21 protein-coding genes are annotated in these 24,293 nt (G+C 61.8%); 4 read left to right on the top strand and 17 right to left on the bottom strand.

The window, feature by feature from the left end:
• Position 1: 1 nt before the first annotated feature.
• Entirely contained in the window at positions 2 to 916 is a 915-nt protein-coding gene (locus tag GTP58_RS15135; protein WP_161078191.1) for a DMT family transporter, read from the bottom strand.
• Between the two features lie 78 nt (positions 917 to 994).
• Between GTP58_RS15135 and GTP58_RS15130 the strand changes: the two genes are divergently transcribed.
• The 3 genes from GTP58_RS15130 (at position 995) to GTP58_RS15120 (ending at position 2,688) form a co-directional block, all read left to right on the top strand.
• On the top strand, positions 995 to 1,456 hold the full coding sequence (locus tag GTP58_RS15130; RefSeq protein WP_072785555.1) for a MarR family winged helix-turn-helix transcriptional regulator: 462 nt from the start codon (positions 995 to 997) through the stop codon (positions 1,454 to 1,456).
• A 20-nt stretch (positions 1,457 to 1,476) separates the two neighbouring features.
• Positions 1,477 to 1,758, top strand: a complete 282-nt coding sequence (locus GTP58_RS15125; protein ID WP_072785553.1) for a hypothetical protein — start codon at positions 1,477 to 1,479, stop codon at positions 1,756 to 1,758.
• A 93-nt stretch (positions 1,759 to 1,851) separates the two neighbouring features.
• The gene (locus GTP58_RS15120) at positions 1,852 to 2,688 is read left to right on the top strand and encodes an HDOD domain-containing protein (protein WP_161078190.1); all 837 of its coding nucleotides are present in this window, start codon (positions 1,852 to 1,854) and stop codon (positions 2,686 to 2,688) included.
• Between the two features lie 22 nt (positions 2,689 to 2,710).
• Here the strand turns inward: GTP58_RS15120 and GTP58_RS15115 are convergent, their stop codons facing one another.
• The 9 genes from GTP58_RS15115 to queA form a co-directional block, all read right to left on the bottom strand.
• Entirely contained in the window at positions 2,711 to 3,928 is a 1,218-nt protein-coding gene (locus GTP58_RS15115; RefSeq protein ID WP_161078189.1) for an ISL3 family transposase, read from the bottom strand.
• A 236-nt stretch (positions 3,929 to 4,164) separates the two neighbouring features.
• Positions 4,165 to 4,782 carry a glutathione S-transferase family protein gene (locus GTP58_RS15110; RefSeq protein WP_161078188.1) on the bottom strand — a complete coding sequence of 206 codons (618 nt, stop codon included), beginning with the start codon at positions 4,780 to 4,782 and terminating at the stop codon, positions 4,165 to 4,167.
• Between the two features lie 64 nt (positions 4,783 to 4,846).
• Entirely contained in the window at positions 4,847 to 5,542 is a 696-nt protein-coding gene (locus GTP58_RS15105) for a YafY family protein (protein WP_202413726.1), read from the bottom strand.
• A gap of 19 nt (positions 5,543 to 5,561) precedes the next feature.
• Positions 5,562 to 8,384 carry an ankyrin repeat domain-containing protein gene (locus GTP58_RS15100; RefSeq protein ID WP_161078187.1) on the bottom strand — a complete coding sequence of 941 codons (2,823 nt, stop codon included), beginning with the start codon at positions 8,382 to 8,384 and terminating at the stop codon, positions 5,562 to 5,564.
• A 67-nt stretch (positions 8,385 to 8,451) separates the two neighbouring features.
• The gene (gene secF, locus GTP58_RS15095) at positions 8,452 to 9,474 is read right to left on the bottom strand and encodes a protein translocase subunit SecF (protein WP_161078186.1); all 1,023 of its coding nucleotides are present in this window, start codon (positions 9,472 to 9,474) and stop codon (positions 8,452 to 8,454) included.
• A gap of 15 nt (positions 9,475 to 9,489) precedes the next feature.
• Positions 9,490 to 11,352, bottom strand: coding sequence for a protein translocase subunit SecD (gene secD / locus GTP58_RS15090; RefSeq protein WP_161078185.1), 1,863 nt, complete (start codon positions 11,350 to 11,352; stop codon positions 9,490 to 9,492).
• A 65-nt stretch (positions 11,353 to 11,417) separates the two neighbouring features.
• On the bottom strand, positions 11,418 to 11,705 hold the full coding sequence (yajC, locus tag GTP58_RS15085) for a preprotein translocase subunit YajC (RefSeq protein WP_202413759.1): 288 nt from the start codon (positions 11,703 to 11,705) through the stop codon (positions 11,418 to 11,420).
• Positions 11,706 to 11,824: 119 nt separating this feature from the next.
• Positions 11,825 to 12,964: a tRNA guanosine(34) transglycosylase Tgt gene (tgt, locus tag GTP58_RS15080; RefSeq protein ID WP_161078184.1), complete on the bottom strand. Its 1,140-nt coding sequence runs from the start codon at positions 12,962 to 12,964 to the stop codon at positions 11,825 to 11,827.
• Positions 12,965 to 12,967: 3 nt separating this feature from the next.
• Positions 12,968 to 13,993: a tRNA preQ1(34) S-adenosylmethionine ribosyltransferase-isomerase QueA gene (gene queA / locus GTP58_RS15075; protein WP_161078183.1), complete on the bottom strand. Its 1,026-nt coding sequence runs from the start codon at positions 13,991 to 13,993 to the stop codon at positions 12,968 to 12,970.
• 87 nt (positions 13,994 to 14,080) lie between these two features.
• Between queA and recG the strand changes: the two genes are divergently transcribed.
• Entirely contained in the window at positions 14,081 to 16,147 is a 2,067-nt protein-coding gene (gene recG / locus GTP58_RS15070) for an ATP-dependent DNA helicase RecG (protein ID WP_161078182.1), read from the top strand.
• A gap of 207 nt (positions 16,148 to 16,354) precedes the next feature.
• Here recG and GTP58_RS15065 read toward each other — a convergent pair whose 3' ends face one another.
• The 7 genes from GTP58_RS15065 to GTP58_RS15035 all read right to left on the bottom strand — a co-directional run bounded on the left by GTP58_RS15065 (position 16,355) and on the right by GTP58_RS15035 (position 24,174).
• Positions 16,355 to 17,566 carry an MFS transporter gene (locus tag GTP58_RS15065; protein ID WP_161078181.1) on the bottom strand — a complete coding sequence of 404 codons (1,212 nt, stop codon included), beginning with the start codon at positions 17,564 to 17,566 and terminating at the stop codon, positions 16,355 to 16,357.
• Between the two features lie 71 nt (positions 17,567 to 17,637).
• Positions 17,638 to 18,633 carry a Gfo/Idh/MocA family protein gene (locus GTP58_RS15060; RefSeq protein WP_161078180.1) on the bottom strand — a complete coding sequence of 332 codons (996 nt, stop codon included), beginning with the start codon at positions 18,631 to 18,633 and terminating at the stop codon, positions 17,638 to 17,640.
• Positions 18,634 to 18,683: 50 nt separating this feature from the next.
• Positions 18,684 to 19,481: a DUF3025 domain-containing protein gene (locus tag GTP58_RS15055; protein ID WP_161078179.1), complete on the bottom strand. Its 798-nt coding sequence runs from the start codon at positions 19,479 to 19,481 to the stop codon at positions 18,684 to 18,686.
• Positions 19,482 to 19,484: 3 nt separating this feature from the next.
• Positions 19,485 to 20,537, bottom strand: coding sequence for a dihydroorotase (gene pyrC / locus GTP58_RS15050; RefSeq protein ID WP_161078178.1), 1,053 nt, complete (start codon positions 20,535 to 20,537; stop codon positions 19,485 to 19,487).
• A gap of 42 nt (positions 20,538 to 20,579) precedes the next feature.
• Positions 20,580 to 21,941 carry a DUF2314 domain-containing protein gene (locus tag GTP58_RS15045; protein ID WP_161078177.1) on the bottom strand — a complete coding sequence of 454 codons (1,362 nt, stop codon included), beginning with the start codon at positions 21,939 to 21,941 and terminating at the stop codon, positions 20,580 to 20,582.
• Positions 21,942 to 22,000: 59 nt separating this feature from the next.
• Positions 22,001 to 23,449: an amidohydrolase family protein gene (locus GTP58_RS15040; protein ID WP_161078176.1), complete on the bottom strand. Its 1,449-nt coding sequence runs from the start codon at positions 23,447 to 23,449 to the stop codon at positions 22,001 to 22,003.
• Entirely contained in the window at positions 23,449 to 24,174 is a 726-nt protein-coding gene (locus GTP58_RS15035) for an amino acid ABC transporter ATP-binding protein (RefSeq protein ID WP_161078175.1), read from the bottom strand. The genes GTP58_RS15040 and GTP58_RS15035 overlap by 1 nt, the downstream gene beginning before the upstream one ends.
• Between the last annotated feature and the right edge of the window lie 119 nt (positions 24,175 to 24,293).

The raw sequence follows: 24,293 nt of genomic DNA, 5'->3' as shown, positions 1-24,293 counted from the left end.
ACTACTCCGGCGCCAGGGCAGTAGCGGGACGCTCGGTGCTCCATTGGCTCACTATCATACCGGAGATCAACAGCGCCGCGCCCAGCAGGCCGTTCCAAGCCAGCGTCTCGCCCAGCCAGAAATAGGCGAAGATGGCAGCGCAGCCCGGTTCAAACGCGTAGATCACGGCCGCCTCGTTGGCGCTGCTGTGGCTCTGGCCCCAGGTTTGCAGCGAAATGATGGCGGCGGTGGCCACCACGCCCAGATACATCAGATTCACGCTATACCGTTGCAAGCCCTGGCGCACGTAAGCGATGTAATCCGGCAGGTCCTGGCTGCGCTCAGCCCAGCCCAGCGGTACCTCGGTCAGCAGCAGCCACAGGGCGGCACACACGGCCACCGTGATGATCTGCGAGGCGGTCAGTGCCATGAGCTTCTCCACCTTGCGCGTGGTGGTTTCCATGAGCTTGACATAGATGCCGAAGAACAGCGCGCACAGCAGCGCCAGCGTATCGCCGCGTCCCCAGTGGAAGCTGCCTTCCCAGCACAAGGTAAACAGCCCGGCCACCGAGATCAGCAGCGCGATCACGATGCGGCGCTCCAGCTTCGCGCCCAGCAGCACGCCGATCAGCGGCGGCACCAGCACATTGAGGCCGGTGATGAAGGCGTTGCGGTTGGAGCTGGTCAGCGCCAGCCCCTCGATCTGGAACACGTAGCACAGGAACAACACCACACCGGCCAGCATGCCCCAGCGCAGATCGCGCCAGCGCGCGCGCCACAGAAACGGCAACAGCAGCACGCCCGCCAGCGCAAAGCGGCACAGCACGATCCAGCTGGCGGACAGATAGCCCGTCATATTCTTCATGGCAGGAAAAGTCGTGCCCCAAACCAGGGTCACGACCAGCAGGGCGAGCACGCCACGCAGGTGTAAAGGCATCGTTGTTGTTATAAATTGTAATTTTGCATAGTGTACCTCGCCAGAAAGGCAGATGCGAAGCGGCTATAATCTTGGACTATGGGTGAACGATACTTGAAAAGCATCCGGCTGCTGGCTGAGTGCATGCAGGGTTATGAACGGCTCTCCGGCGAATACGTGCGCCGGAGTGGTTTGACGCACGCGCAGTTCGACATCATCGCCACGCTGGGCAATACCCCCGGCATGTCCTATAAAGAACTGGGCGACAAGACGCTGATTACCAAGGGTACGCTGACCGGGGTGATCGAGCGGCTGGAGCAAAAAGGGCTGGTGGAACGTCAGCGCAGCGATTGCGACAAACGTTCTTTCTTCGTCAAACTGACCAAGGAAGGCGAGCGCACTTTCTGCACCGTGTTCCCGGAAGTCATCTCGCAAAGCGGCAAAGTATTTGCCGATTTCACCGAAGACGACTACACCAGGCTTGAAAAAACCCTGTCCGAGCTTAAAACTGTGATTATGTCTGGCCAGACCGGAAACCCGTCTACCCAGGATTGCGACTAAAAAAAACCAAGGAAACAGATTTGAAAACCTCTCTGCTGGAAGGCAAAAAGCCTGCCAAATTCGACAAACACATCATCGGTAACCTGCTGCTGGACGTAGCGCCTGCGGACGAAGTGCGCCAGGAAGCGCTGATCGTCGGCGTGCGCAACGAAGACGGCGAAATCTACCGCCTGATCGGTGCAAGCACCCACAACAGCTTCATGAACGCGGTGGAAGAGCTGTTCGACCTCGAACTGACTGACGAACTGCAAGATACCGACGAAACCGTGGAAGGCTGCGACGCCATCTTCAGCGAGCAGTAAATCCTGCCCGGCGTTGTTGGCTGAAACCCACGCTGCAAAAACTATTTTCAGAAAAAGTGCCACAAGGCAATATTTTGAGTATAATTTTTGGCAATGGACAGACTCGACGCCTTCAAGAATATTGCTGCTCAAGCGAGCCGGGGCGATCTCACGTTCCCGGCCAACGTCAACGCCTCGCTGCGCTTGCAGCAGGCGTTGACCGATCCCGACTGCCACGTTGAGCAGGCAGCCAAACTGATACAGGCAGACCCGTTGCTGGCCGCGCGTAGCGTTGCCATTGCCAACTCGGTGGCCTACAACCGCTCCGGTACCGAAATTTCCAGCGTGCGCGCCGCCGTGCAGCGGCTGGGCGTGCGCACCCTGCAATCGCTGGTGGCGGCACTGATCGTGCGCCAGATCGGCAGCCAGGTGACCGAACCGTCGCTGGCCGCCAAAATCAGCCAGTTGTGGGAGCACACGGCGCACGTCGCCGCGCTGTCGCAGGTGATTGCGCGCCGCGTCACCCACGTCGATCCCGATACGGCGCTGTTCGCCGGCATCATGCACGAAGTGGCGGGGTTCTACATGCTGTCCTGCGCGGGAGACTATCCGGAGGTGATGGACGGCGAGCCGGAAGACTGGGTCGAGCACGGCGAAATCGAGATTGGCCGTGGCGTCATGACCAAGCTCGGCGTGCCGGAAGGCGTGTTCAAAGCCATCGAATCGATGTGGGTAGGCTTGCGCGCACTGCCGCCGGAAACCCTGGGCGACACGCTGCTGCTGGCCAACGATCTGTCACCGGTCCACTCGCCGCTATACCAGCGCCCGGGCGCCACGACCTTGCAAGGCGCGCGCACCATCGACTTCGTGGTCGGCGAAGGCACGCTGAACGCCATCATGACCGAATCCGCCCACGAAGTGCAGTCGCTCTACGCCGTGCTGATGCTATAGCTTTTGGCAAAAAAAAGGTTCTTCACGGATTACCGGGAAACGCGGCTTTGATCTTCAGAAAAAAGAATTCAGAATCGCGGTAGCCATAGGCCATCCTTTTCATTACCTTAATCCGGTTGTTGATTCCCTCCAGCTGTCCAGTGTGCATCGGCCAGCGCATGCGGGCCAAGATGCCCCGCCAGTACAGCGCAAGGCGTTTTGCAAAGCGGACCAGCGGTTCGATGGCGCTGCTTAAAGCCATCGATTGCCAAGTGCGCCAGGCGGCACGCCAGCGCCAGCGCCAGCGCCAAGGATCGGTAGGCTGCCAAAGTTCTTTCAAGCTTGCCTTCATCACGTAGACCGTCATCAGAGCTTGGTTTGCCGCGAGCAGCTCGGCCAACTTTGGCGTTTGATCGGCCGGCACGTTGCCCGGATTGCGTAGCAGGAGCCAACGTGCCCGCTTCACATACTGACGAGCAGTCTTGTCGTCGCGCAGCCGATTGGCCTCATCGACCCGTACCCGGTCGATCACCTCGCGGCCATATTTGGCGATGACGTGAAACAGGTCATAGACGACTTTGGCCCGTCGACAATGATGCTTGACCTCCAAATCGAAGGCCGTATTCATATCCATGGCCACGGCCCGGATGCGCCGGCAACGCTCTGGCCCTAACCAGGCAAAGAAGGGCCGAATCGCCTCCCGGCTGCGCCCTTCGCAGACCCAAATCACGCGCCGGGTGTCCGCGTCCAGGACCACCGTGGCGTAGCGATGCCCCTTGAACAGGGCAAATTCGTCCATGACCAGCCTGGTTGGCTGGGGTGGTGGCAACGCCGCCACCTTGCGCTCCAAGGCTTGGCGGTGAATTTGATGAATCGTGCCCCAGTGAAGGCCGGTCAGTTCGCACACATGCGCAATCGGCAGCTTCTCGCTCCAGTGCGCGACAAACTGCGCCAGGCGGCGCGACACACGGGCATGGCGATCAAGCCAGCTAATCGTCTGGATGCAGCAACGGCAGCAACTCGGACACTTTAGCCGGTGAACCGCCATGCTCAGAAATACGGTCAATCCCCCCATTGGCAGGTCGCGCACTGTCCGCAAGACAGTGTCGTGCACGCCCGGCGCGGGCGTGCCGCAATGGGAACAGATCAGCGGACACCCCGGATCGGCCGCCAAGCGCACATGCAGGCAGTTATCGACAACGTCGACAGAGGACACAATAAAGCCTTCCCAGAACGGGAGGCTAAGAATATGATTTGCCATGAGAGCGGTAGGTTGAGAAATATGTTTGGTCGCACAAACACAATAACTCTTCCTTACTGCTCTCTTGCGTTTACTGCAGGCTTATCCCGGACTTCCGCGATGAACCAAAAAAAAGCCCGCTGGGCAGCGGGCAAAGTCCAAAACTAGGGATCTCCTCCAGAGGAGACGTTTTTAGAATACCTCTGCCCCTGGTTCCGCTCTGTGCGCTATTTCACATAACAGTAACTTTTTCGCAATTACCAGACGGGCTCGGTCTGCTTCCAGGCGTCCAGCTCTGCCACGCGCGCCAGCCAGCCCATCAGTTTTGGGTAGTGCTTGACCGGCAGCTCGGCTTGCTCGATGTAAGTGAGTGCCGGTGCGATCGCCAGATCCGCCAGGCTCAGCTTGTCGCCGACGATCCAGTCGCGGCCGGCCAGATGCTGCTCCAGCACGCCCGCGAATTGCGCCACCAGCCGGCTGGCACGGTCGATTTCCACCGGATCGGGGCCGCCATTGCCCGTGAGCCCTTTCCAGATGTGCTCGTAGACGATGACGCCGATCGGCGGCGCAAAGTGCTGCGCCGCCCATAGCAGCCAGCGATTGATGTCCGCCCGGATAAGAATATTGTCGGGATACAGCGTCTGGCCGTGCGTGCGGTCCGCCAGATACTGCATGATGGCGCACGATTCCCACAGGATGAACTCGCCGTCCTGCAGCACCGGCACTTTGCTGTTGGGGTTGAGCGTGACCAGGCGGCGGCGGTCTTCCTCGCTCATCAGGTTCACTTCGGTCAGCTCCAGCGGCGTGCCCATGTGGATGGCGGCCAGCATCACGCGGCGCGAGCTGGAGGAAGCGGGATGGTAGTAAAGGCGCATTTGAGGTCTCCGGTGAAGGTGGGGTTGAGGACTTCATCGTAGAACCGGACCGCGACAGTTTTTGTCAGGAGTCTTCGCGGATCTGGTGTTCCTGGCGCCAGGTCTTGAGCAGGTCGTGGCGGCGGGCCGGGTAGCGCTGCTGCAGCGACTCTACCGCCGCGATGCGGTCGATGCGGAAATGACGAAACGCCATCCGCATTTCGCACCATGCCGCCAGCAGCCGCTTGCCTTCAAAGAACGCCAGCGCGAACGGCCACACCACACGGTCGGACGGCGCGCCATGCTCGTCCCGGTAGGACATGCGCAGGCGATGCTGGTAACGGATCGCCTCACGCACCGGACGCACATGCACATCGCTGACGTCCTGCTGGTCCATGCCAATCGGCACCCACAGGCTGGTTTCCGCCATGTCGTCGCGCAGGTCTTTGGGCGTGGCGGCGGCGATCTTGGCCAGCGCGTTGTTGGCGGCAGCGGCCAGTGCTTCATCGCCCTGCCGTCGCACCCAGCGCGCACCGAGCACCAGCGCCTCCAGTTCATCGGCGCCAAACATCAGTGGCGGCAGGAAGAAGCCGGTCTTGAGCATATAGCCGACACCCGCCTCACCTTCCAGTGGCGCTCCCAGGCCAGACAGCGTCTGGATGTCGCGGTAGATGGTACGTTCAGAAACGCCCAACTGCTCCGCCAGACGCGCAGCAGTCACAGGGCGGCGATAGCCGCGCATGGCGTCCATCAGCATGAAAAGGCGGCCGGTGCGGCTCATTGTGCTTGTCTCGCGTGGTTTAAAGTCCGGGCACTACTATGCCATAGTCGCTGAACTTTTTACGCATGCGCTCCGTCTCTTTTTGCACCTCCGGCGTGCGCTCGCCGCGAAGTTTTTCCAGCTCGATCTGCACCCGTTCGGCGGCGACGCCAAATTGCGCACGTGCCTCTTCCTGGCGCTTCAATCCTTCCAGCGCCAGACCGATCTGGAACTCCGCGCTCGAATAGCCGGGCTGCGATTTCAGGCCTTCGCGCAGCGCCGCGATCTCTTCGTCGTAGCGCATCAGATTGTGCAGGGTCAGCGCGGTGTGATAGCTGGCGCGCATGCCGGCGCGGCCCCACACCTTGATGCCGATGTCCGCCGCCACGCGCAGTGCGCGCAAGCTCTCCTCGTTGTGGAAGCGCTCACGTTCAGCGCTGGCATAGCCGATCAGGCGCGTGTACTGCGCTTCCTGGTGCTGGCGGTTGCGCGCAGCCAGATCTGCCGCGAAATTGCGCGTGCCGGCGCCGATGTTCTTTGCGCAGTTGCGGTATTCCGTCTCACCGCCCTGCCCCCACACACTGAACACCAGCTGATCGTCGATGCGTTTCAGCAGCGAGGACATCACCTCGTAGTCGCCGGCCTTGCAGGCGAAGTAGGCAAAGGCATTGAGATTCCACGGATCGGGATAGGCCTTGACCATGGCGTCGAAGCTGTTCTTCATATCGTCCCAGTCAACCATGCTGTCCTCAAACAGCTTGCCGCGATAGTAGATCTGGTCCATATACCAGTAGACGCGCGCATACATCGCGTCGCGGTCCGCGCCTTTGCCCTTGGCCGCCAGGCGGGCGATCTGCTCCACGCCATCCGGTGCGCCGTTCCACATCGGCGTCGAATAAAACGCGGCGGCGAAATACTGTTCGTGGTAATCAGGATAGACCTTGGCGCCGCCCTCCCACGCGTAGCGGAAGTGCGTGTAGAAGTTGCGCGAATACGGCAGCACGTCCAGCCGTGCGCGATACCAGTTGGCATCCGTGGCGCCGCGCTTTTTGGCAGCGCTGGCGTCCATCTTGTCGAGGCGCTGATAGGCTTCTTCCACGGCCTGATTCATCGGCTCCAGGTCTTCCTTGCGGATCTCCGCGTACTTGCCGTTGCCGCGGAAGGACAAGGCGCGGTTGTACAGCAGGTAGATGTGGAACTGCGGCGCGGCAGCGGACTTGGGGAATCTGGTTTCCCATTCCGTGGCGCGGGCCTCTTCCTTCTTCCAGTAGTCGAGATCGCGCGTACGCGTCGGATAGTTTTTGAGCTCGGCGTAAAACACCGCCAGTCCCCAGACGCCGCTCGGCGTGCGTACCTTGTCGCTATTCAGCCTGGCGTGCAGTTTTTCCAGCCCGGCGTAATCGCGTTCGCGCAGCATGCGGCGGGTATCATCGGTGATGGCGGCGCGGGCTTTGGCTTCCGCGCCTTCACGCGATCCCGCGCGGCCTTTCTGCGCCAGCTCGGCACAGCGCTGGCCGATGTCCGGGTCGGCGCCCATGTCCAGCAAGGCTTGCTGCAATTCGGGCCGTTTCGCTTCGCCCGCGATCGAGTACGCCGTACGGCAGTTTGCGCCGAGGTAGTTGATGTTGGCGCCGCCCGCCAGCAGGCGGCGCGCGATCTGTTCGACCGCGGCAAAGCGGTCGGCGGAATAGGCGTTCATGACTGCGGCATGCAGCGCGCTGCGGCCTTCATCGGAGGTCAGGTTGTCGGCCGCCGCGCCATTTTTGAGCAGCAGATCGACCAGTCCATAATGCAGCCGCGCCGCTGCGCGCGACAGTATGCTGGGCTGGACGTTGAGGTTCGGCTTGGCGCCGCGCTTGAGCAGCAGCGCGGCCATCTTCTCGTTGCCGGCATCTACCGCTTCGCTCAACGGCGATGCGGAGACGCGCTCGTTTGGCGTACGGGGATCAACCGGCGGATCGACACGCGCGCCTTTGGCCAGCAGGTACTCCACCATCGCGACATCATCGGCATGCACCGCGGCGCGTAGAGCCGCGCTGTCGCCACCGTTGATGGGCTGTCCATGGCGCAGCAGAAAATCGATCGCTGTCTTCTGGCCGCTGGCGGCGGCGATGACGAGCGGGTTTTCGCCGTCCGCCATCAGCGCCTTGCCGCGATCCGGGGTCTGCTCCAGGATGCGCTGCATCTGGTTCACATCACCACGGCGCACTGCTTCGCCGAAGGCTGCGGAGCGCATTTGCGCGGCCCGCTTTGCCTCATAGCTGGCAAACTCCGCATCCGACAACGCCAGACGCTGCACGGCCGTATCCATGCGCCCGGCGTCGGCGCTGCTCATCTGCTGCGGATTGCCGACGCCGAGCCACTCGCTCACCGCCACGGGACGCTGCAGCGTTTTGCCATCCACATAGATGCTGACGAAGCCCATGTAGTTGAGCAGCGCCTCGCCATTGCCAATCACGTTCTTGTCGCTGGCCTGGTCCGGCAGCGGACGGAAGTTCATCACCTCGCGGATGAAGCGATCGGTCTTCGCCACCTCCAGATCGCTGCACTTGCCCGGATTGCCGCGGCTGAAATTGCATACCTTGGCGGTGCTGCGCGTCTTGATGAACCAGCTACCGTAAGGGTCGCCAGCATGGCCGTCCGGCCGCTCCAGCAGCAGCGACGCCTCGATTGGCTCGCCCTCGTAGCTGGCCAGCATCTGGTGAATCGCGCGCTGCGGATAACGCTGCGGCCAGAAGGCCATGAACTCACGCTCATTGAGCGGCTGCGCGCGCAGCGCGGACTGATAGCTCAGATCCCAAGGCAGCTCGGCTGCCTGCGCCGAACAGCACAGCAGCAGTGCGGCGATCCATTTGTACGACATAAAAGAAAATCCCCCAGAGGCTTTAAACCGCTGGGGGATTTTACTAGCAAAACAACAAGCTTAGTGATTAAACCACTGCGCCGTCCGTTTCGTCTTTTTCCTTGACCGGCTTGATCAGGTCTTCGCGCTTCACGCCCAGCCACATGGCCACGGCGGCAGCCACGAACACCGACGAGTAGATACCGAAGCAGATACCGATGGTCAGCGCCATGGCGAAGTAGTGCAAGGTCGGGCCGCCCAGGAACAGCATGGACAGCACCATCATCTGCGTACAGCCGTGGGTGATGATGGTACGCGAGATGGTCGAGGTGATCGCATTGTCGATCACTTCATGCACCGACGCCTTGCGCTGCTTGCGGAAGTTTTCGCGGATACGGTCGAAGATAACCACCGACTCGTTGACCGAGTAGCCCAGCACCGCCAGGATACCGGCCAGCACCGTCAGCGAGAACTCCCACTGGAAGAACGCGAAGAAGCCCAGGATGATGACCACGTCGTGCAAGTTGGCGATGATCGCTGCCACCGCAAACTTCCACTCGAAGCGGATGGCCAGGTAGACCATCACGCCCAGCACCACCATCACCAGTGCGTTCAGGCCGTTCTGTGCCAGCTCGTCGCCCACCTGCGGGCCAACGAATTCCACCTTCTGCAGCGACACCAGTTCAGCATCGCCAGCACCGGCGCAGGATTGCTTGACCACGTGCTCGCCCTTGGCGGTCACGGTGTCGATCTGCTTCAGGCTACCCGTTTCAGCTTTGCACAGCGCGTCGAACACCTTGGCCGAAGCATCCTTCGACGAGATGTTCTTCACCACCGGCAGACGCAGCATCACCTCATGCGCGGTGCCGAAGCCGGTGGCTTCCGGCTGTTCGTAGCCGATGGTTTCCAGCGTGTGGCGGATGCGTTCCAGATTCGCCGCCTGCTGGTAGCGCAGCTCCATCACGGTACCGCCAGTGAACTCCACCGAGAAGTGCAACGGACGGGTGATCAGGAAGAACACGGCCGCAACGAAGGTCAACGCCGAAATGACGTTGAACACCAGCGCGTGGCGCATGAACGGGATGTCTTTTTTAATGCGGAAAAATTCCATGTTCAGTGCCCCTGATTATTTTTGGCCTGGTACCCAGACGGTACCAATGGCGATCGATTGCAGCTTCTTCTTGCGGCCGTACCAGAGGTTGACCACACCGCGCGAGACAAACACGGCGGAGAACATCGAGGTCAGAATACCCAGCGTGTGCACCACGGCGAAGCCGCGGATCGGACCGGAACCGAACACCCACAGCGCCACACCGACGATCAGCGTGGTGACGTTGGAGTCGATGATGGTGGCCCAGGCTCGTTCGAAGCCGGCGGCAATCGCCGCCTGCGGCGTCGCACCGGCGCGCAGCTCTTCGCGGATACGCTCGTTAATCAGCACGTTGGAGTCAATCGCCATACCCAGCGCCAGCGCAATTGCGGCCATGCCCGGCAGGGTCAGGGTCACCTGCATCAGTGACAGGATGGCCAGCAGGAACAACAGGTTGCAGGCCAGCGCAAACACGCTGAAGAAGCCGAAGATCATGTAGTAGGCGATCATGAACACGGCAATCGCCGCGAAACCGTACATGGTCGAGTGGATACCTTTGCTGATGTTTTCAGCGCCCAGTGCGGGACCGATGGTGCGTTCTTCAATCACGTCCATTGGCGCCGACAGCGCGCCGGAGCGCAGCAGCAGGGCCAGCTCGGCCGAGTTTTCGGCGTTGCCCATGCCGGTGATCTGGAAGCGGCTACCCAGTTCGCTTTGAATGGTGGCTACCGACAGCACTTCCGGCTTGCCTTTTTCCTTGAGCACGATGGCCATTTTCTTGCCCACGCGGTCGCGGGTGGCTTCACGCATGCGGCGGCCGCCGTCGCCGTTCAGGTCGATGCCGACGGCTGGCTGCTGGTTCTGGTCGAAGCTGGCGATCGCGCTGGCGATGTATTCACCGCTCAGCACCACGTCTTTGAGCAGCACCACCGGCACGCCTTTACCCACGGTGAACAGTTCCGAGTTGAACGGAATGGCGGCAGTCAGTTCGGTGCCTGGCGTGACGCTCTCGTCCACCATGCGCACTTCCAGCGTGGCGGTGCGGCCGATCACAGCACGCGCGCGGGCCACGTCCTGCACGCCTGGCAGCTGGACCACGATGCGGTCCGGGCCTTGCTGCTGGATCACCGGCTCGGCCACGCCCAGTTCGTTGACACGCTTGGACAGGGTCGAGATGTTCTGCTTCACGCCATCGTCAATGGTTTGCTTGAGCGCGGCCGGCTTCAGGCTGACCACGGTTTTCAGTTCGCTGCCTTCGCCGGCATCGGCATAGGTCAGGTCGGCAAGCGCGCCGGACAGCACGTCCTTGGCTTTCTGGCGGGTGGCGTCGTCGCGGAATTTGATTTCCACGGTGTCGCCAACCACCTCGATACCGGCGTGGCGCACGTTCTTGTCGCGCAGCGAGGAGCGGGCGGCCGACTGGATGCCCTGAATACGCTTGGCCAGCACGGCCTTGCTATCCACCTGCATCAGGAAGTGCACGCCACCACGCAAGTCGAGGCCGAGATACATCGGCAGCGCGTGCAGGCTTTGCATCCATTTCGGCGTGTCTTCCTGCAGGTTCAGCGCCACCAGGTAGGTAGGATCTTCGGGATCGGTGTTGAGGCCTTTTTCCAGCACCGACTTGGCCTGGAACTGGATGTCCGGCGTGGCGAAGCGCACGCGCACCGAGGCGTAGGTGCCGCTGCCGTCGAAGCTCAGACCGTTGTTGGCGATGCCGGCCTTGGCCAGCACGTCAGCCACCTTGGCCGTCATGTCGGAGGTCATCTTGACCGTCGACTTGCCGCTGGTGACCTGCACTGCCGGCGACTGGCCGAAGAAGTTAGGCACGGTAAACAGCGTGCCCAGCAGGATGGCAACGGCAATAAGGATATATTTCCAGACTGGATAACGATTCATATTGTTCTAACGTTCAATGTGGGCGTTGGACGCAACACGGCCCGCACACAGGCGAGCCGGCAAGATTACAGCGCCTTGATCGTGCCTTTTGGCAGAACCATGGTCACGGCGTTCTTCTGCACCATCATTTCGGCGCCGCTGGACACTTCCAGGGTCAGGTATTGGTCGTTAATCTTGGAGATCTTGCCCAGTACGCCGCCGACGGTGACGACTTCGTCGCCTTTGGCCAGGGCTTCCATCATGGCTTTTTGTTCCTTGGCGCGCTTCTGCTGAGGACGGATCATCAGGAAGTACATGGCCACGAACATCAGAATCAGGAAACCATACTGGCCCAGGAAGCCGGACGAGCCCATCGCTTCGAGTGGATTGGATTGGGCATAAGCATTGGAAATGAAGAACACAGGTGACTCCGATATCTATAGTTTAAAAAACAGCGCTGTATTCTAGCACTGGCCGGATGGCGTTAGGACTTTTACACCCCTCGTGCGCGGTCGGCGTGGAATTGCTGTACCCACGCCGGGAAACGGTCTGCATCCAGGGCGTCGCGCATCTGCTGCATGATGTCCAGGTAATAGTGCAGGTTGTGGATGGTATTCAGGCGCGCACCGAGGATTTCCTGGGTACGGTTCAGGTGGTGCAGATAGGCGCGCGAGAAGTTCTTGCAGGCGTAGCAGGCGCAGGTGCTGTCGAACGGCTCCTTGTCATCCTTGTAACGGGCATTCTTGATCTTGACGTCGCCAAAGCGGGTGAAGATCCAGCCATTGCGGGCGTTACGGGTAGGCATCACGCAGTCGAACATATCGACGCCATGGGACACGCCGGCCACCAGGTCTTCCGGCGTGCCGACGCCCATCAGGTAGTGCGGCTTGTTGGCCGGCAGTTTTGGGCCGACGTGTTGCAGAATTCGCATCATGTCTTCTTTCGGCTCGCCCACCGACAGGCCGCCGATCGCCAGGCCCGGGAAGTCGATTTCTTCCAGACCGGCCAGCGACTCGTCGCGCAGCTTCTCGAACATGCCGCCCTGGACGATGCCGAACAGCGCGTTCGGATTCTCGCCGCGGTGGAATTCGTCATGGGAGCGTTGCGCCCAGCGCAGCGACATCCGCATCGACTTGGCCGCTTCGTCCAGCGTGGCCGGGCGGTTGTTGATTTCGTATGGCGTGCATTCGTCGAACTGCATCACGATGTCCGAATTCAGCACGCGCTGGATCTGCATCGAGATTTCCGGCGACAGGAACAGCTTGTCACCATTGATGGGCGAGTTGAAGTGCACACCTTCCTCGGTAATCTTGCGCATCGCGCCTAGCGAGAACACCTGGAAGCCGCCGGAGTCGGTCAGGATCGGCTTGTCCCAGCCCATGAAATCATGCAGGCCGCCGAACTTGGCCATGACGTCATTGCCCGGACGCAGCCACAGGTGGAAGGTGTTGCCGAGGATGATCTGGGCATTGATTTCCTTGAGTTCCAGCGGCGACATGGCTTTCACCGAGCCGTAAGTACCAACCGGCATGAAGATCGGCGTTTGCACCACGCCATGGTTCAGCTTGACTTCGCCACGGCGGGCCTTGGTCACGCCGGTGGTGTCGGTCTTGTGCAGTTTAAATTCCAGCATGTCTTATTCCTTGTTTTGCGTCGTCAGCAGCATGGCGTCGCCGTAGCTGAAGAAGCGGTATTCATTGGCGATCGCATGCGCGTAGGCTGCGCGGATCTCTTCAAAACCGGCAAACGCCGACACCAGCATCAGCAGTGTCGACTTCGGCAGGTGGAAATTGGTAATCAGGCGAGTCACGGTCTTGAACTGGTAGCCCGGCGTGATGAACAGCGCCGTATCCGCGCTGCCGGCCTCCAGCTGGCCGCTCTGCGACGCCGACTCCAGCGCGCGCAGCGAGGTCGTGCCGACCGCCACCACATCCCGGCCGGCGGCACGCGCCGCGCGCACCGCATCCACCGTCTCCTGCGGCATGGTGTACCACTCGGTATGCATCTGGTGCTCGGACAGGTTCTCGTGACGCACCGGCTGGAAAGTGCCCGCCCCCACGTGCAGCGTCACGTAGGCAAAGTTGACGCCCTTGGCTTTCAGCTTCTCCAGTAACGGCTCGTCAAAGTGCAGACCGGCGGTGGGCGCGGCCACGGCGCCTGGCACCTTGTTGAACACGGTCTGATAACGGTTCTCGTCAAACGAATCGGCATCGTGCTCGATGTACGGCGGCAGCGGCAGACGGCCATGCGCTTCGATGAGGTCAAACACATCGGCATCGAAATGCAGCGTGAAGAACTCGCCGGCGCGCTCGCCCACGGTCACGTCAAACGCATCGGCCAGACGCATCTTGGTGCCCGCCAGCGGCGAGCGCGAGGCGCGCACCTGGGCCAGCACGGTGCGGTTATCCAGCACGCGCTCCACCAGCGCCTCGACCTTGCCGCCGCTCTCCTTGGTGCCGAAGAAACGCGCCTTCAGCACGCGGGTATTGTTCATCACCAGCAGGTCGCCGGCTTGCAGCTGCTCGACGATGTCGGCGAACTGGCGGTCGATAATCTGCCCACCGTCCAGATGCAGCAGACGGGAAGCGCTGCGGTCTGGCAGCGGGAATTGCGCAATACGTTCTTGCGGCAAGTTAAAATCGAAATCGGAAAGCGAATACATGTGCGGACTCTGTTAACAAAGATACGGTAGGCCTTAAGCCGGTGCTAGCCTTACAATACCGGCGGCCAACCCTCTATTTTACGCTATATGCCTGTTTCACCGCCGAAAACTGCTAAAAAAACCATCAGCGCAGAGGCCAAACTGGCCAAATTGGGCCTGCACACCGATATGGACCTGGTGTTGCACCTGCCCATGCGTTACGAGGATGAGACTCAGGTCATCACCATCGAAGAGGCCCGGCTGCACGGCGGCGACACCTCCCAAGTTGAGGGCATTGTTGTAAAAAACGAGATCACCTACAAGCCCCGGCGCCAACTGTTGGTGCATATCAGCGACGACACGGGCGAATTGCAGCTGCGTTTCATGAATTTCTACGGCAGCCAGGTCAAGCAGTTGGCCGAGGGCACGCGGGTACGCGCGCGCGGCGAATTGAAGCACGGCTTCTTCGGCGCCGAGATGGTGCACCCGGCCTACAAGGTGGTCAACCAGGGCGCGCCGCTGCCAACCTCGCTGACGCCGGTCTATCCGTCCGGCGAGGGCCTGTCGCAGCCGGTGCTGCGCAAGGCCATCAACGAAGCCATGAAGCGTGTCGACTGGACCGACACGCTGCCCGCGTCCCTGCGCCAGCAGTTGCAGCTGTCCGACCTGGAGCCGGCCGTCAAGCTGCTGCACTATCCGCCGCAGCAAGTGGACAACTACGCACTGGCCGACCGCTCGCATCCGGCGTGGACGCGGGTCAAGTTCGACGAACTGCTGGCGCAGCAGCTGTCGCTCAAACGCGCGCAGCGTGCACGCCGCGCCAAAGGTTCGCCGGCGCTGACCAAGGTTGGCGCGTTGTCGCGCGACCTGCAGGCGGTGCTGCCGTTCAAGCTGACAGGCGCGCAACAGCGCGTGCTGGCCGAGATCAGCGCCGACCTGCGCCAGCCCTATCCGATGCAGCGCCTGCTGCAGGGCGACGTCGGCAGCGGCAAGACCGTGGTCTCGGCGCTGGCAGCTGCGCAGGCGATCGACAGCGGCTATCAGGCCGCGCTGATGGCGCCGACCGAAATCCTGGCGGAACAGCACTTTCGCAAGATCGCCGCGTGGATGGAGCCGCTCGGCGTGAAGGTCGCCTGGCTGACCGGCAGCCTGAAGAAAAAAGAAAAACAGGCCGCCTACGACATGATCGAATCCGGCGAAGCCCGCCTCGTGGTCGGTACCCACGCGCTGCTGCAGGACGTGGTGACGTTTGAAAACCTCGGTCTGTCCATCGTCGACGAGCAGCACCGCTTTGGCGTCGGCCAGCGCCTTTTGTTGCGCAACAAAGGCGTGGCAGGCTCGGTGCCGCACCAGCTCATGATGTCCGCCACGCCGATCCCGCGCACGCTGGCCATGACCTACTACGCCGACCTGGAAGTCTCCGTGATCGACGAACTGCCGCCCGGCCGCAGCCCCATCGTCACGCGCGCCATCGACCAGAACCGCCGCGACGAAGTGATCGAACGTGTACATGCCGCCGCGCAGGAAGGCCGCCAGGTCTACTGGGTCTGCCCGCTGATCGAAGAATCGGAAGCGCTGCAACTGCAAACCGCGACCGAGACGCACGCCCTGCTGGCCGAAGCCCTGCCCGACCTCAACGTCGGCCTGGTCCACGGCCGCATGAAGCCGGCGGAGAAGCAAGTGGTGATGGACGCCTTTACCGCCAATGAAATGCAGGTGCTGGTCGCCACCACCGTGATCGAAGTGGGGGTTGACGTTCCGAATGCATCGCTGATGGTGATTGAGCACGCCGAGCGTTTTGGCCTGTCGCAGCTGCACCAGCTGCGCGGCCGCGTGGGCCGGGGCTCGGCGGCGTCGGTCTGCCTGCTGCTGTATCAAAGCCCGCTGGGGCACGTCGCCAAGCAGCGCCTGATGACCATGCGCGAAACCACGGACGGTTTCGAAATCGCCCGGCGCGACCTGGAGATCCGTGGCCCCGGCGAATTCCTCGGCGCACGCCAATCCGGCCAGGCCATGCTGCGCTTCGCCGACCTGGAAACCGACAGTTGGCTGGTCGACCAGGCACGCGACGTCGCCCACGACCTGCTGCACTCCGACAGCCCGGAAAAAGCCGCCACCGTCGAAGCCCACCTCGCCCGCTGGCTAGGCGGCCGCGAAGAATTCCTCAAAGTCTAAATCCGGGGTCAGTTCTTGCAATCCAACACGAGCTCAGCCGCAAAGCGGTTGAGCTCGTGTTGGATTGCAAGAACTGCCCCCGGATTACGAGTTAAAAGCAGAGGTAGATGCGGTTCGCCAGATCGACCACAAAGTCTGGCTGCAGATATGCCGCGAAGATCAGCGCCAGCACCACGGCCACGATGGCGCGCAGCAGCCAGGTTTTCATCATGCCGCCTGTGCGCGCACCACTGGGCGTTCGCTGATCGGCAGGTTGATCAGGCCGGACATCACGCCCAGCGCTATCGCGATGCCCCACACGATGTCATAGCTGCCGGTGCTGGTGTACAGATAACCGCCCAGCCATACGCCCAGGAAGCTGCCCAGCTGGTGCGAGAAGAAGACGATCCCGGCCAGCATGGACATATGCTTGACGCCAAACACGCCGGCGATGATGCCGTTGGTAAGCGGCACCGTGGACAGCCACAGCACACCCATCGCCGCCGCAAACAGGTACACCGATGCCGGCATCAATGGCGCCAGCAGGAATAGCGAGATCACCACGGAGCGTGAGAAGTAAATCGTCGACAGCAGGTAGCGTTTGGGGAAGCGTCCACCCAGCTTGCCCGCGTAATAGGAACCGAAGATGTTGAACAAACCTATCAGCGCCAGCGCCATCACCGCCACGCTTGGATTGGCAATGCCCTTATCTTTCAGATACGCGGGCAAATGCACGCCGATGAACACCACCTGGAAGCCGCAGACGAAATAACCGCTCAACAGGAACAGGAAGGAGCGGTTCCCCAGCGCCTCGCTGGCCGCCTCGCGGATGCTTTGCTGCGGGCCGTGTGCATGCGTCACCGCAGGCTCGCGCAGATGGAAGGCCATCGGCACCATCAGCAGTACGATCAGGCCGCCCAGGATGTAGAAGGCGCTCTGCCAGCCGAGGGCGGAAATCAGCTGCTGTTCAATCGGCATCATCATGAACTGGCCAAACGAGCTGGCCGCGCCGGAAATACCAAACGCCCATGAACGCTTTTCCACCGGCGCCACACGGCCAATGATGCCGCTCACCGCGCCGAACGCGGTACACGCCAGGCCTATGCCGATAAACACGCCGGAGCCCAGCACGAACATGGTCGGATGCGTGATCGTCGCCATCCACACCAGGCCAAGCATGTACGAGACGGCGCCCACCAGCACCACGCGCATGGTGCCGAAGCGGTCGGCCGCCATGCCGGCGAACGGACCAAACGCGCCCCACATCAGATTCTGCATCGCCTGCGCCAGCGAATAGGTCTCGCGCGTCCAGCCGTTGGCCTGGGAGATCGGCTGCATCCAGAAGCCAAAGCCATGGCGCACGCCCATGGCCAGCGTCAGCACGACGCCAGTGGCGAGCAGCACGGTTTTCAAGGAGGGTGCGCGGTCGGCGGTGAACATGGTCTATCCCCGGTTATTAAAATCATATTCCCCGATTTTAACCAGTTCGCGCCAACCGCGCTTGAGACGCCCTACTCGTCGGATGGATAACGCAGGCCGATCTGCGCGCGGATTTCGTCGAGTGCGCCCATGATGGACAGGGTTTCTTCATGCGGCATCACCGGGCTTTCGATCAGGCCTGCGCGCAGGCAGCGGCCAACTTCCTGCGCTTCGTGCGTGTAGCCATTGCCGCTTTTTGGCAGCGTGATGGTGCGCTCGCTGCGCGAGCCGCCGTCCACCAGCGTAACGCTGATGCTGTCCGTGCTATGGAAGCGGTCATGCAGGCGCACAAAGCCCTTGGTGCCGGAGATGGTCAATTCGGTCGGCGTGCGCGAACGCAGACTGCACGAGCAGGCCGACACGGCGCCGCCTTTATGCTGCAAGGTGAATGCGGTCTGCATATCGACGCCGGTGGCCGTCATCTCCGCCTGCGCCTTGACGCCCGTGACAGGACCGAGGAAGTACGACGCCATCGACAGCGGATAGATGCCCAGGTCCAGCAGCGCGCCGCCGCCCAGCTCCGGCGCGAACAGGCGGTGCTCCGGGCCGGCATCCGACGTGAAACCGAAATCGGCGCTGACATTGGCCGGCTTGCCGATCTCGCCACTGTCGACGATGCGCTTGGCTTCCACAATGGCCGGCATGAAGCGGGTCCACATGGCTTCCATCACGAACAGTTTTTTCGCGCGCGCGAGATTGATGATGTCTTCGGCCTGACGGCGGTTCATGGTGAACGACTTCTCCACCAGCACCGCCTTGCCGCCGTGTAGGCACATCAGCGCGTTCTCGTGGTGCATGGGGTGCGGCGTGCCGATGTAGATGACATCGACGTCAGGATCATCGGCCAGCGCCTGATAGCTGCCGTGGGCACGCCCGGCGCCATACGCCTGCGCGAAGGTGTTAGCGCTATCTACAGTGCGCGAAGCAACGGCGGCCAGTTGGGCATCGGGCGTGTCCTTCAATGCAGTAGCGAAGGCTTTGGCGATTTTGCCGGTGCCCAGAATACCCCAGCGGATTGGCTGCGTCATGGCGTGCACTTTCTGCCGCGTCGGCGGCGAGTTGGTTGATGTCGAGCGGATTATTTTACTGCGCTTACGCGTTTCGGGCGGAACACCGTTGCGTCGGCATAGAACGCCTGGTCCTGCTCCGGCCACCAGCCAGGCACACCCAGCGCCTGCATCGGCGTGAAGCTGGAGGTGGTCAATTCCTCGTCCACCAGTTGCTGCGCGACTTTGGCATCCAGCCATGCGCGGCGGCCTTCGTGGTCCAGCATGAAGAATGCGTCGCTGGCCAGCACGATGCGCGTATGCGCGGTCATGGCCTTGCGCGGCGCGACCAGCTTTTCCATCAGCGCGTGGCCGAACAGCCAGACCTGGGCATCCGTCCCCCATTGCGCGCGGCGCGCCAGGAATGCTTCCTGCCAGCGATGCGCACGCAGCGCATCAATCAGTGCATGGCCGTCTGCGTTATCGCGTGCCACCAGCAGGGCTGCGTTCTCGTCGAAGATGGTCGCGGCATCACGCGCGGGGCCGCGCGATTTGCCGACGCCATCCTGCGCGATCTGCGCCGCCTGCAAGGCGTTCAGCTGCACTTTGATGCGCGGGAAGGTCAGCCATACCAGGCCGTTGAAGAAATCGTGGAAGTTGTCGCGGGTCGGCACGCAGCCGCTGGCGCCGATGTGCTCTTCGTATGCGGTCCCCTCCGGCAGATCTTCCTGCGGCACGAACGAAATCGGCAACCCGAGGTGATTGCGCAGGCCCAGCGCGGCGGCCTGCTTGCTGAATTCATCGCGGAAGTGGGCTTGCGCCGACAGGCAGCCAGCCGCGCCGCGTACGGACTCGTACCAGGGGCGCGACCAGTCGACTGCGTCCAGCACTGCTTAAACCATTTTCCAGTTGATGGTTTCGCCGGCGTTCAGCGGGATCACTTGCTGGTCTGCCAGCGGCAGGGCTTCCGGCAGCGTCCACTGCTCGCGCTTCAGCGTGATCTTGCCTTCGTTGACCGGCAGATTGTAGAAGGCCGGACCATTCAGGCTGGCGAAAGCTTCCAGCTTGTCCAGCGCACCGGCGCGTTCGAAGGCTTCGGCATACAGCTCCATCGCATGCAGCGCGGTGTAGCAGCCGGCGCAACCGCAGGCTGCCTCTTTGGCGCCCTGGGCGTGCGGCGCCGAGTCGGTGCCGAGGAAGAAGCGCTCGTCGCCGCTGGTGGCCGCCGTCACCAGCGCCAGGCGGTGCTCTTCACGCTTCAGCACTGGCAGGCAGTAGTAGTGCGGACGGATGCCGCCCTTGAAGATGTCATTACGGTTGTACAGCAGGTGGTGGGCGGTGATGGTCGCGGCAATCGGGCCTTCCGCTTCCGCCACGTACTGCGCGGCGTGCTTGGTGGTGATGTGTTCGAACACGATGTTCAGCGCCGGGAAGTCGCGGCGCAGCGGGCGCATCACGCGCTCGATGAACACTGCCTCGCGGTCGAACAGGTCGATGTCCTGGTCGGTGACTTCGCCGTGCACCAGGAACGGCATGCCGACTTCCTGCATCTTCTCCAGCACCTTGTAGCAGTTGGACAGATCGGTCACGCCGGCGTCCGAGTTGGTGGTGGCGCCGGCCGGGTACAGCTTGACCGCGTGCACCACGCCGCTCTCCTGCGCGCGCAGGATCTCATCCGGCTGCGTGTTGTTGGTCAGGTAGAGCGTCATCAGCGGTTCGAACGACATGCCTTCCGGCAGCGCCGCCAGGATGCGCTCGCGATAGGCGACTGCCGCCTCGGTGGTGGTGACCGGCGGTTTCAGATTCGGCATCACAATCGCGCGGCCGAACTGGCGGGCGCTGTGCGGCAGCACGCTGGCCAGCGTGGCGCCATCGCGCAAGTGCAAATGCCAGTCGTCTGGACGGATGATGGTAATGCTGGATGGAGTTTGTTCGAGGTCGGACATGGCGGCGGGCTTTCAGGCTATCAAATGCGAATAGCCGATATTTTACCTGCTTTGTGCGTCTTTTTTGCCAGCGTACTGGGCTTCCATGAGCTTACCGGTCTCGTTACCGTCCTCTTTGCCGTCGCCGTAGCGGTGGATGTAGTCGAACACATCGTCCATCGACACCTTGACAATTTGACCACTATGCAGCGTCGGAATTTGGGCAGGTTCATTGTTGAGCAGGCCGGTGATTTGCTTGTCGCGCCACTGGGTCACTTCCACCCACATCCATTCGTTGCGCTGGTCAGGCGTCGCAAACGGCGCTTTGACCAGCAGGTACTCACCCGGTTTCAGGCCGGCATTGAAGGCGGTACGCAGCGCAGGCAGCTTTGCCTTGGCGGCCTTGCTGGCGGCGAGTATGGCGTCGGTGTGTTTGATTTTCTGAACATCATCGCTGAAGCCATATAGTTCCATGAATAGCGCGACCTGCCGCGCGTAACGGTCAGGGCCGGGATAACGTTCAAAACCCAGTTCCAGCAGGCGATTTTGTGGGTCGCCCTGATCCGGTTTGCTCTTGTACAGCGCAAGCTGTACGCTGGGTTTGGCATTGGGCTTTGAGGTATGCAGTTGCGCGCTTTTGACGTCCTCGTGTTTGAGCTTGTTCAGACTCAGCGTCACCGTGCCATCCTGGCCGACGGACTGGCCTTCCACCATGGCTTGCGACAGCGCCACGATGGCATTGCCGACCTGGGCGTTGTTCGAGCGCGAAAAATCGTTCACCACCACGTCCGGCAGGCCGAACTTGGCCATGCCCAGCGTAATGGCGCGCAGCATTTTGTCGCCCTGATAGGCGTGGATGACGGTTTGCGTGAGCGCATTGGGCGTATCACCCTGCCAGCTGTCGACATGGCGTTTGCGCCACGCATCGGGGGTGAAGATTTCACGGGTTTCTTCGTCCCAGATCAGGCCCTGGGTCTGCTCGGCGACCTGGAGCACCAGGCGGTCGGCGGCTTGCTGGCCGGCGTAGGTCGGCGTGGCCGGCATGGCAAACTCGAGCGACAGCACATGCTGGGCTTGCTGCAATGCCTCCGCCTGCGCGGGCGTCAGGCCACGGCCAAAGTATTTGATGTGCTGCAGGTCCGGCGGCGTGTAGGTCTTTTGCGCGGTGTCCACCCAGCTGGCCACGGCCAGCGGCTGGGTCAGCTCCTTGGGGAAACTCTGCACCAGCTTGATCTTGTTGCCCTGTCTGGCATCCACCTCCGCCAGTACCGCCAACGGCTTGCTGGCCGGCGGCGTGGCGTAATACACCGCATAAATAAAACTCACCGGTCCGCGCATCGGCGCACCGGCCGGGAACACCTCCGCCGCACTGGCGGCAGAGGCTAACCAGATCAGGCAGAAAAACAGGGAGCGCAATAGCGGCATGACGGTCTCAGTTAATTATCAAACCGACATTATGCCGCTTTTCGCACGGCGGTTGGCGCTTACTCCGCTGTGGTCTGCGCCGCCCAGGCCTTGGTGTCGGCCAGGATTTTGTCCAGGCGCTTGCGGTCATAAACGCTGCCCCGGCTGATGACGGTGCGGATCTTGCGCGTGGCCGCAATGTCTTGCAGCGGATTGGCGTCCAGCACCAGCACGTCGGCGGCCTTGCCGGCTTCCAGCGCGCCGTAGCGGTCCAGCTTGCCAAGGAAGCGCGGACCGTTGATCACGGCCGTTTGCAGCGCTTGCGGCGCCGTCAGGCCGTAGTTCACGTACAGGCCGATTTCGTCATGCAGCGCCTGGCCGGGATAGTCATATGAATTCAGGAAGCCCGCGTCCGTGCCGGCGATGATGCTTACGCCTTCCTGTTGCAGGATAGGCAGCAGCGAGGCGGCTTTCTCAAACACCGCCTTGCGCTGCGCGATGGCCGCCGCATCATCCTGCGCCGCGCGCTGTACGCGCCAATCGTAGGTAGCACGCAGGCCTTTGCCGATGTACTGCAAAGCTTCGTCATGCGCGTGGTCGTCATGGTCCAGATACGCCACCACGCGCGACACCGACAGGGTCGGCACCACGGCCGTGCCCTTGGATGCCATGTAGCGGAACGACGCACGCGCCGTTGCCTCATCATAGGTCGCCAGGCTTTGCTTCATGGCTTCCTTGCCGGTCATGGTGCCTGCAGCAACCTGATCGGTCAGCTCTTTCTCTTTGGGCGTGGCCGCGCGCAGCAGATAGGACTGGTGCTCGACCGTGCCCAGTCCCGCATCAAACATGGTGGCCAGGGTCAGCTGCACCGGAATATGGCCCGAGGTACGCATGCCGCGTTCCTTGGCCTGGCGCAGCGCTTCCAGATAAATCTCCGGCTTCAGCGTGTTTTCGGTGATCTTGACGAAGTCCACCTTCTGGCCTTGCAGCTTGTCGAGCGCACGGCTGACTTCTTCCGGCGTGCCGACTTCAATCGTGCCCTTCCACAGCGGCTTATAGCCTTCCAGCTTGGCCGCCGAGGTAAAGATGGTCGGCCCTTCCAGCTGGCCTGCGTTCACCTGGTCGCGCCACTGCAGCACGGTGTCCGGCAGGTCGCCCGAGCAATCGCGCACGGCCGTGATGCCATACGCCAGATACAGCTGCAGCAAATGCTTGTTCTCGTCGATCAGCGCCGGACCGCCGCCAAAGTGCACATGCGTGTCCCACAGGCCCGGCATCACATACTTGCCCGGCAGGCTGATGGTTTTTTTGGCTGCATAGTGGGACAGCTGCTTGTCATCCACCACCGCCAGGATCGTGTCGCCCTTGAGCACCACCGATTTGCCTTTGACAGCCTTGCCGCTCGCCACATCGATCAGCGTCGCCTTGGTCAGCACCAGGTCGGCAGCGATCTTGTCTGCCGCATGCGCGGCGCTCAGAAGTCCCAGCGCCAGCATCGCGCCACTTAATTGCTTAATAGAAATTTTCATCAGTGAATTATACGAGCCAAGAAATCGCGCGCGCGCTCGGTTTGCGGCGCGTGGAAAAATTCGTCCTTGCTGCTGTCTTCCAGAATGCGGCCCTGGTCCATGAACACCACCCGGTTGGCGACCTTGCGGGCAAAGCCCATTTCGTGGGTGACCACCATCATGGTCATGCCCTCCTGCGCCAGGCCGACCATGACGTCGAGCACCTCGTTAATCATTTCCGGGTCCAACGCCGAGGTCGGTTCGTCAAACAGCATGGCGATCGGGTCCATGGCCAGCGCGCGGGCGATGGCCACGCGCTGCTGCTGGCCGCCCGACAGCTGGCTCGGGAATTTATCCTGCTGCGCCAGCAGGCCGACCCGGTCCAGGTACTGCAAGCCGCGCGCCGTGGCCTCCTCGTCGCTGCGGCCCAGCACCTTGATCTGGCCCAGCGTCAGGTTGTCGCGCACCGACAGATGGGGGAACAGCTCAAAATTCTGGAACACCATGCCGATACGCGCGCGCAGCGCCGGCAGGTCCGTGCCCTTGGCGCCGACCGCCGTGCCGTCCACGGTAATATGCCCCTGCTGGAACGGTTCCAGCCCGTTGACGGTCTTGATCAGGGTGGACTTGCCGGAGCCGGACGGGCCGCAAATCACCATCACATCGCCCTTTTCCACCCGGGTGCTACAGTCCTTCAACACCTGGAATTGCCCGTACCACTTGCTGATATTTGTAATTTCGATCATAGGTAAAAAGAATATTCTGTCCGCCCCGCAGCCCTGTATACGCGGCATTCTGCGCGCTTGACAGCGCCCTTGCCCACAAGGATACTGCGGAACTTGCCAAGAGTTTCAGCAGTCGGCGC

The organism is Duganella sp. CY15W, from assembly GCF_009857555.1.
Lineage (GTDB): Bacteria > Pseudomonadota > Gammaproteobacteria > Burkholderiales > Burkholderiaceae_D > Rugamonas > Rugamonas sacchari.
Note: the sequence above shows the minus strand (reverse complement) of the source record. Positions and strands in the feature narration are given on the sequence as shown.